Genomic DNA, 6,513 nt, shown 5'->3' with positions numbered 1-6,513 from the left:
AATTCTTTTGTAATAGGAGCATATAGCTTTGATATAAACCAGGCACATATAAAAAAACGGCCAGGACGGGTGAGCTTCACTGATGTCCTCGCTAAAGTTACAAGCGATGCCAGGGGCGCAGACGAGCTGCCTCGCTCCGTATCAGTGGATTCACGGTTTGATAAATTTATAGACTATGTAACAGCGATATGGCGCTATAACAGAGCGACATATAAGGGATTCACTTGGGAGGCAGCAGAGGAACTTTGCAAGGCTGCTAGGGATTCCAATGAAGCAATTGTAATGCGAATTTACTTAGATAACGAGTTTAGACCAAGCAAAGTCATAGATTACTTGAAATAACCATATTGAGAGGGGAAAGAAAGATGAAAGTAGTTGTAATGCCGGTTCCAGTACCAGTTATTGTTGTATCTCCATTTGAGATGGGGGAATGGGTAGTATGTGAAATGGAGGATTATACAACGTTTGCTAAGGTTGAGCATGTCTATGCAGATCTTGAAAAACAACGCGTTAAAATCTTTGGAACTTGGGGAAATGACAGTGTAATTAATGCTGGTGATAGAGGATGGTTTTATGCAGATAAGTGCCGCAGAGCAACAGAGGAAGAAATAGAAAGGGAAGAACGCCGCCGTGTCTTCGCTGCTAAAGGAAGAAGAAATAATGAATTTCATATCGGAGATTTTGTGAATAATGATTCTCTTGCATTGATGGTATTAGGACAAAATCCGGAAACCAAAATAGTTATAGTAGCAGTTAATAACTCAGATGAAACGTTTGAAATAGAAGCGGAAGAATTGGAACTTGTATTTGCAGCAGAAGACATGTGCGGATAAAGAAATTATGAAAATATTATTCATAATATTCTGTCTTGCGCTTGCCGTCTGGTTGAGAGTTATGGATAAAATTCAAAAATAAATAAGGGGGATAAATTAACATGGATAAAATTCAATTATCAAAAGCGGTTGTAGAGATCTTGGACAAAGCTAAAGAAATTAGTGGTGAGGATAAAGCGCGTTGGATGGCAATTATCTTACAAAGAAATGAAACTTATGAACTAGCGTATAACAACATTGTTAAATTAGCAGCTGCTATTGAGTTTGGATATGAAGAAGAAAAAGAAATAGATATTAAAAAAAGAAATCGTGTATTTAGGAAGTTTAATAGAGAGATCGATGAGTTTCGTCCTTACGATATTGGAATTACTAAAGAAGGAAAGCGGGTCCATGTAGAAACAGGAACAGATAAGCAAGGTGAAGTAACTGTTCTTTTTGGAAATGAAGAGGATGGATATCTATTAATGACAATTAAAGCTGCTGATTTGATGCCACGTTATTTTGCAGAGCAACGTCTTGATATTGACCAGGAGGAATGTGACTTATGAACGGAACCTTCAAATACCAATTATCGATGAAATTTGAAAACTGGAAGCGTGAAAGCATTATCAATGCTGTTAATGAAGAAGATGCAAAATATAAGTATTATCAGCAGCTTAAAAGTGATTTTATTGAAATGCCATTTGAAGGATTTAAGAAGTTTATTAACTGCAAGTACAAAGGAATTGCTGATATTAGAAGCATGTTCGGGGATGAAAAAGCGTTTCGTAAAATGTGCAAACGAAGAAAAATTTTGTTTGCGCATTTAGGAATGCGTGTACAAGTAGTTGGCAAGATGGGTTATATCGTTGGTAGTTATAAGGAAAATTTATATGTCGTGTTCGATGGTACCCCTAAGAGATTTAATGTTAATCCATGTTGGGAAATAGCCTATTACGATCAGAATGGGAATATCATTAAGGATTTTAGAAAAGGTACATACGCAACTGTTAACTAGTTGAAATAAGGAGGAAGAGCCATGACTACATTGCAAGTGATTACGAAGGATCATTTATATTTAAAATTCGATTTGGGTCATCTATTTACAATGCAAGAAGCATTAGATAAACGTATTGCGTATAAAAAGACCGATAAACTAGATATGTTATTTCGTTCACTAATTATAGAAATAAACGAGGCCTGGAACGAAACACGTAGTTTTAAATTTTGGAGTACGAAATATAATATTCCAAATAAAGGGGCTTTATTAGAAGAGTTAGTAGATGGACTGCATTTTTTAATGAATATAGTAATTGAATTAAACAAACATACTAATCGTCGTGAGTTAGTAGAAAAGTTCAAGAAACAAAATATGACACGTAAGAACACAAGCAATGTGAATTTGTTATTTGAATGGTATATCGATGATGCAATTAGAGCGAAATCCGCATGGTGCACTTATGGTGATATGTCTAGAACAGTATTTCATTTACAGAGAATGTTCGGTAATTTATTTCGTATTTGCTATCTGTACGGATTTACATTTGACGATATTGTCAAAGCGTATGAAAAGAAAAACGAAGAGAATTTCATTCGCCAGGATACAGGATATTAATTCGAATGGAGTAGATGAATAATGTACCCATTTATCGTTTATTATGAGATCCCGCCTATGAGTGGAATTATGAATGTAGAAATCAATGCAAAAGATGAAGATGAAGCTTTATATCTTGTTAGAAACTTTTTAACGCGTGGCGCAGTAGTGCAAGGTGCTGCACGGAAATTTAAATAGTACCAAATTTGAATTTTGTATGAAAAGGGGGAATTGGTATGCATGTTGATAATTATGAATACGAATTTGATGTGAACGAAAATGGAGAAATTCTACTTTGGTTCAAAATGAATGGGGAATTACATTCCATCGGCATAACAGAAAAAGATGTTAGATCGTTTGGCCATATTTTTGAAATGCACAATTGAAATAAGTGAGAGAAAGGAAGAATGAGAGATATGGGATACAACAATAGAGGTAATGCCTTTGAAATAGCTATAACAAATTCTAATGAAGTATACAAAAATTTAAAGATTGCTAGTATCATCAAACGTCCTACACCAGTAAAAGTTTTAAGAACTGATAAAACAGGGAGAATCATTCTACAGAGTGTTTGGGAAAAGAAATCGACAGTAGATTACGATGGAGTGTATCAAGGGAGAGCAGTTCATTTTGAAGCAAAATCAACAGAAGAAACAACAAGATTTCCATTGGACAATATTAAAGATCATCAATTTAAACACTTAGACCTGGTTGAAAGTATGGGAGCGATTTGTTTCTTCCTAATTGAATTTAGTAAATCTCACGAAATATTCTTTGTACCATTTTCAGTTATTAAAGAATATGTTACTGCAGCACAGAACGGAGGGAGAAAATCCATACCTCGTAAAGTATTTGATGAAAGAGCATATCCCGTTAAAACTACATATCGCGCGCCAATCGATTATATAGAAGTAATAGACCGTATACTTATCAAGTCCGATATTCAATCACCAGGGGCGTGATAGTGTGACGAAAGTAGATAAAAGAGCGGTACGTATAAGAATCAATAATATTATGGACACTTATTGCAGAGGTTGTGAGAAGAATGTAAAGAATCGTGACCTTTCAACATGTGCAATTGAATGTGTACATGGCCAAGAGCTAAATCGTCTTGGTACATACCTAGGTGGCAAAACAGTTGAAGAAAAATCAAAGTGTTATGCAAAAACAAAGGCTGATTGGGACCAGATTTGTAAGAAAGCTGCAGCGATGAATGAGAATGGAGTAACATATAAAAAAATTGCGGAATTATTCGGTTGCAACGTTTGGACATTGTCAAAACAGATGTCGGCACGCGGATATAAAGGCAAGGGTAATAAAATTTCACGTATCTAATTGTTAATAGAAAGGAAAAATAACATGGAAATAGGGACAGCTAAAAACATTCAAATTGATATAAAAGAGAATGCTATTTATATAGTGAGAAATGGAAAGATTACTCGCATCGATCCACCAGCTGACGGATTTGGAGAACAAACCGCATATTGGGTAAATGGTGTAATAGATCGTGTTAGTACGAAATCAACATTAAAAATTAAATAGTCCGGCCAGAAAAACTGGAGGACGTTGATTATTAGAAGCTAGGAATATTTATGCCTGTCTTCTATATAGTCAACGTCCTTTTTTATTTGCATAAAAGGGAGAAGTGCACATGAAGAAATCAATTAAAGATGAAAAGGATATGAAAGAATTAATAAAAGAATATAAAGAAACCCTCAAACAGCTGGAGAAAACAAAAGCAGCAGCTGTTGAAGATAAAAAGATAGTAGAAGGTATGATTAGTGATATGGAATATGCATTAGAATGGATGCGTAAAGCTAAACAACCAGGTAACAAAAGAGGCATTGAGCGCAGAGCAGCATATCAAAGAGAAAAAGCGTGTGACCCACTTATTATGCAACGGTATTTGCGTAGTACAGAAACCGAATATTCATGGGATAAGCAAGAAAAAGAAAGTGTTATTTCGGAAGGAGACCGTATGGCGCTTGAAGATGCTTTATCTGTTCTGAGACCAAGAGAAAAGGAAATATATGTAATGTCTAGAGGGTATGGATTGACACAGGAAAAAATTGCTAATTATTTAAAAGTGAAAAGAACTACTGTTCAGCAACATTTGAATCGAGCAGAAGAAAAAATAGCAAAACGTATAAATGAAAGTATTTTTTGTCTGTTTGATTGATATTCAGGTATGTATTTGAAAAAAATGTCGAAATTTGTCGTCATAATGCCACCTATATATGAACGCTTGTTTCCGAATCAAGTCCCCATGTTGCGTATATAGATGAATCGTGAGGGCTATCTTTTTTTACAATACACAATTTGTTTATCGTTTAGAGCAATTTGATAGTAGTTACTCACGAATAACGAAAATTAGATTATTTAAGCGACAAAAACGCAGGGAAGCTTCTGCTTCTCTTTGATCTGGTACTTGGTCCTCTCCATTACCCCTTTCCGAAGTACCAGGTCAAAGAGGTGCGGAAACACCTTTATACAATTAAAGGATTCCTACCTTCCATATTGTGCATATGTCCTCCTAGTTTCATGGCCGTCACTTATTATGAGTGACGGTATTTTTTATGGTTTGTATAAAAAAAGGGAGTTAAGGAAAACATGTAATCAATACATTATGAGGTGAATCAAAATGAATAATATTCGTGTTAATGATAAAGTAGAAATTATTTCGAGGTTCAATTTAGATTTATACGGAAAATCTGGTATAGTTCGAGATATAAAAGAAGGAAAACATGGTATTGAAGTGAGAGTAGAATTTGAAGATGGTTATGAAACTTGGATTGATATTACAGATTTGTCTATTTTGTTAGAAAAATGACAAAATACCTTATTACTTGGTATAATATACCTGTGTTTATTTTATATAGCGGGGGTATGTCTAGTGGATTTTAGAGTGTATCAAGTAATTTACCCAGATGATTTAACGGTACATGGTCAACAATTATATGAACATCTTAGAAATACAGCTAAGCAACCTGGCGAACACGGATTTGAATTTTGCATTACATCGGATGTAGGTTATTCAAATGATTTAATTACTTTTTGTTTGAGTGAAGAGTATTCTGCTAATATCAGCTCAGTAGATGATGATAAAAATTCATTTATTCCTGATGTTGCTCCATACTTAAATACTTATGTTTCATTAGATCTTCAGGAAAAACGCCTTTTAGTTCAACATCGAGATTATCCACCTAACAATCTATCGAAAGATCAAAATATGGTGAGGCTGTCATTAATGTTGAGCCAAGCGTTTGCAGATGTATGTAATGCAACCTTTAATTATTTAGACACAACTAGATTAGTAGATGATGAAGATTTCGCAAATATCTTCAACAATTACCGAATCACAATGTTACGAGTAAGACTGTTTGAGACTGGAAGATATATTTCAGAAGACGCTCAAATATTCGAAGACGAGGAAATAAATCGTCGTTGGAAAGATGGTTGGGCAGATGACGGAAGTAGCATGCATGAAATTATATTGAAAGCTCCTGGACGTGGAGGCGAAGGCGATTTACGCCATTCTCCTATCGCACAGAGTCTTGTGAATTTGGTCAGAAAAGATATTGTTGAAATTAACTACTGGGATGATGATGGTGTTTCTGAATCGTTATCTAGAAATGATTTTAGGCGTTTTAGTATCAACGGGATAAATACTTATACACTACCTATAACAGCTATTGAAACGATCTCTAATGAGGTCTATAACAGACGTGGCGAAGTTCGTCGCTTTATTGCAACTAGAGATTTAGATTAGTATACAAAAGCATCCAATACGGGTGCTTTTTTTGACATTTAAAGAAGGACAAGCATATATTCTTATCCCCTCTTTTTGGGAGGGTGGTAAAAAATACCCATATATGTTTTTTTTATATCATTATGGCCGTCACTTATTATGAGTGACGGTATTTTTATTGTTTGTAAGCTGCATCTCAATCGTAATGTTTGGTATGTAGCTCAGAAGCAATAAAAGGAGAAATATAGCATGCTAAAGTTGATAACTACCATATGCGGTGCTACTTCTATATATCTAATATGCTCCTTTTTGGTGAGACAGGAGCAGCAGAAAATAGAAAAGCAACGGAAACGTTCCGC

At 34.9% G+C, this 6,513-nt stretch carries 13 protein-coding genes; all 13 read left to right on the top strand.

Going from position 1 to position 6,513, the window contains the following annotated elements:
• Positions 1-12 precede the first annotated feature (12 nt).
• The 13 genes from ACIGHG_RS23660 (at position 13) to ACIGHG_RS23600 (ending at position 6,175) form a co-directional block, all read left to right on the top strand.
• A complete protein-coding gene (locus ACIGHG_RS23660; RefSeq protein ID WP_396550883.1) occupies positions 13-342 on the top strand; it encodes a cell division protein SepF in 330 nt (109 codons plus the stop codon).
• 23 nt (positions 343-365) lie between these two features.
• Positions 366-833, top strand: a complete 468-nt coding sequence (locus tag ACIGHG_RS23655) for a hypothetical protein (protein WP_396550874.1) — start codon at positions 366-368, stop codon at positions 831-833.
• A gap of 101 nt (positions 834-934) precedes the next feature.
• Positions 935-1,381 (top strand): hypothetical protein, encoded by a 447-nt coding sequence (locus tag ACIGHG_RS23650; protein WP_396550872.1) that lies wholly within the window; start codon positions 935-937, stop codon positions 1,379-1,381.
• Entirely contained in the window at positions 1,378-1,830 is a 453-nt protein-coding gene (locus ACIGHG_RS23645; protein WP_396550871.1) for a hypothetical protein, read from the top strand. Before ACIGHG_RS23650 ends, ACIGHG_RS23645 begins: the two co-directional genes overlap by 4 nt.
• Before the next feature lie 21 nt (positions 1,831-1,851).
• A complete protein-coding gene (locus tag ACIGHG_RS23640; protein ID WP_396550869.1) occupies positions 1,852-2,427 on the top strand; it encodes a dUTP diphosphatase in 576 nt (191 codons plus the stop codon).
• Positions 2,428-2,448: 21 nt separating this feature from the next.
• Positions 2,449-2,604, top strand: coding sequence for a hypothetical protein (locus ACIGHG_RS23635; RefSeq protein WP_396550868.1), 156 nt, complete (start codon positions 2,449-2,451; stop codon positions 2,602-2,604).
• Between the two features lie 38 nt (positions 2,605-2,642).
• Complete coding sequence (locus tag ACIGHG_RS23630) at positions 2,643-2,792, top strand: hypothetical protein (protein WP_396550866.1); 150 nt, start codon at positions 2,643-2,645, stop codon at positions 2,790-2,792.
• Between the two features lie 30 nt (positions 2,793-2,822).
• Entirely contained in the window at positions 2,823-3,368 is a 546-nt protein-coding gene (locus tag ACIGHG_RS23625; protein ID WP_396550864.1) for a Holliday junction resolvase RecU, read from the top strand.
• A gap of 4 nt (positions 3,369-3,372) precedes the next feature.
• Positions 3,373-3,741: a hypothetical protein gene (locus ACIGHG_RS23620; RefSeq protein ID WP_396550862.1), complete on the top strand. Its 369-nt coding sequence runs from the start codon at positions 3,373-3,375 to the stop codon at positions 3,739-3,741.
• 24 nt (positions 3,742-3,765) lie between these two features.
• Positions 3,766-3,948 (top strand): DUF3954 domain-containing protein, encoded by a 183-nt coding sequence (locus ACIGHG_RS23615; protein ID WP_396550860.1) that lies wholly within the window; start codon positions 3,766-3,768, stop codon positions 3,946-3,948.
• Positions 3,949-4,087: 139 nt separating this feature from the next.
• Positions 4,088-4,585: a sigma-70 family RNA polymerase sigma factor gene (locus ACIGHG_RS23610; RefSeq protein WP_396550882.1), complete on the top strand. Its 498-nt coding sequence runs from the start codon at positions 4,088-4,090 to the stop codon at positions 4,583-4,585.
• 462 nt (positions 4,586-5,047) lie between these two features.
• A complete protein-coding gene (locus ACIGHG_RS23605; RefSeq protein WP_396550858.1) occupies positions 5,048-5,236 on the top strand; it encodes an ATPase in 189 nt (62 codons plus the stop codon).
• A gap of 63 nt (positions 5,237-5,299) precedes the next feature.
• On the top strand, positions 5,300-6,175 hold the full coding sequence (locus ACIGHG_RS23600) for a hypothetical protein (protein ID WP_396550856.1): 876 nt from the start codon (positions 5,300-5,302) through the stop codon (positions 6,173-6,175).
• Positions 6,176-6,513 lie beyond the last annotated feature (338 nt).

The sequence above is a fragment of the Bacillus sp. NPDC077411 genome (assembly GCF_044543425.1).
Lineage (GTDB): Bacteria > Bacillota > Bacilli > Bacillales > Bacillaceae_G > Bacillus_A > Bacillus_A bruguierae.
This window is presented reverse-complemented; position numbering and strand designations above follow the sequence as displayed.

Bases quoted from the DNA above. Each gene is read 5' to 3' on its own strand.
- ACIGHG_RS23640 (WP_396550869.1), top strand. From the start codon at position 1,852: ATGACTACATTGCAAGTGATTACGAAGGATCATTTATATTTAAAATTC.
- ACIGHG_RS23645 (WP_396550871.1), top strand. From the start codon at position 1,378: ATGAACGGAACCTTCAAATACCAATTATCGATGAAATTTGAAAACTGG.
- ACIGHG_RS23615 (WP_396550860.1), top strand. From the start codon at position 3,766: ATGGAAATAGGGACAGCTAAAAACATTCAAATTGATATAAAAGAGAAT.
- ACIGHG_RS23650 (WP_396550872.1), top strand. From the start codon at position 935: ATGGATAAAATTCAATTATCAAAAGCGGTTGTAGAGATCTTGGACAAA.
- ACIGHG_RS23655 (WP_396550874.1), top strand. From the start codon at position 366: ATGAAAGTAGTTGTAATGCCGGTTCCAGTACCAGTTATTGTTGTATCT.
- ACIGHG_RS23610 (WP_396550882.1), top strand. From the start codon at position 4,088: ATGAAAGAATTAATAAAAGAATATAAAGAAACCCTCAAACAGCTGGAG.
- ACIGHG_RS23635 (WP_396550868.1), top strand. From the start codon at position 2,449: ATGTACCCATTTATCGTTTATTATGAGATCCCGCCTATGAGTGGAATT.
- ACIGHG_RS23630 (WP_396550866.1), top strand. From the start codon at position 2,643: ATGCATGTTGATAATTATGAATACGAATTTGATGTGAACGAAAATGGA.
- ACIGHG_RS23625 (WP_396550864.1), top strand. From the start codon at position 2,823: ATGGGATACAACAATAGAGGTAATGCCTTTGAAATAGCTATAACAAAT.
- ACIGHG_RS23605 (WP_396550858.1), top strand. From the start codon at position 5,048: ATGAATAATATTCGTGTTAATGATAAAGTAGAAATTATTTCGAGGTTC.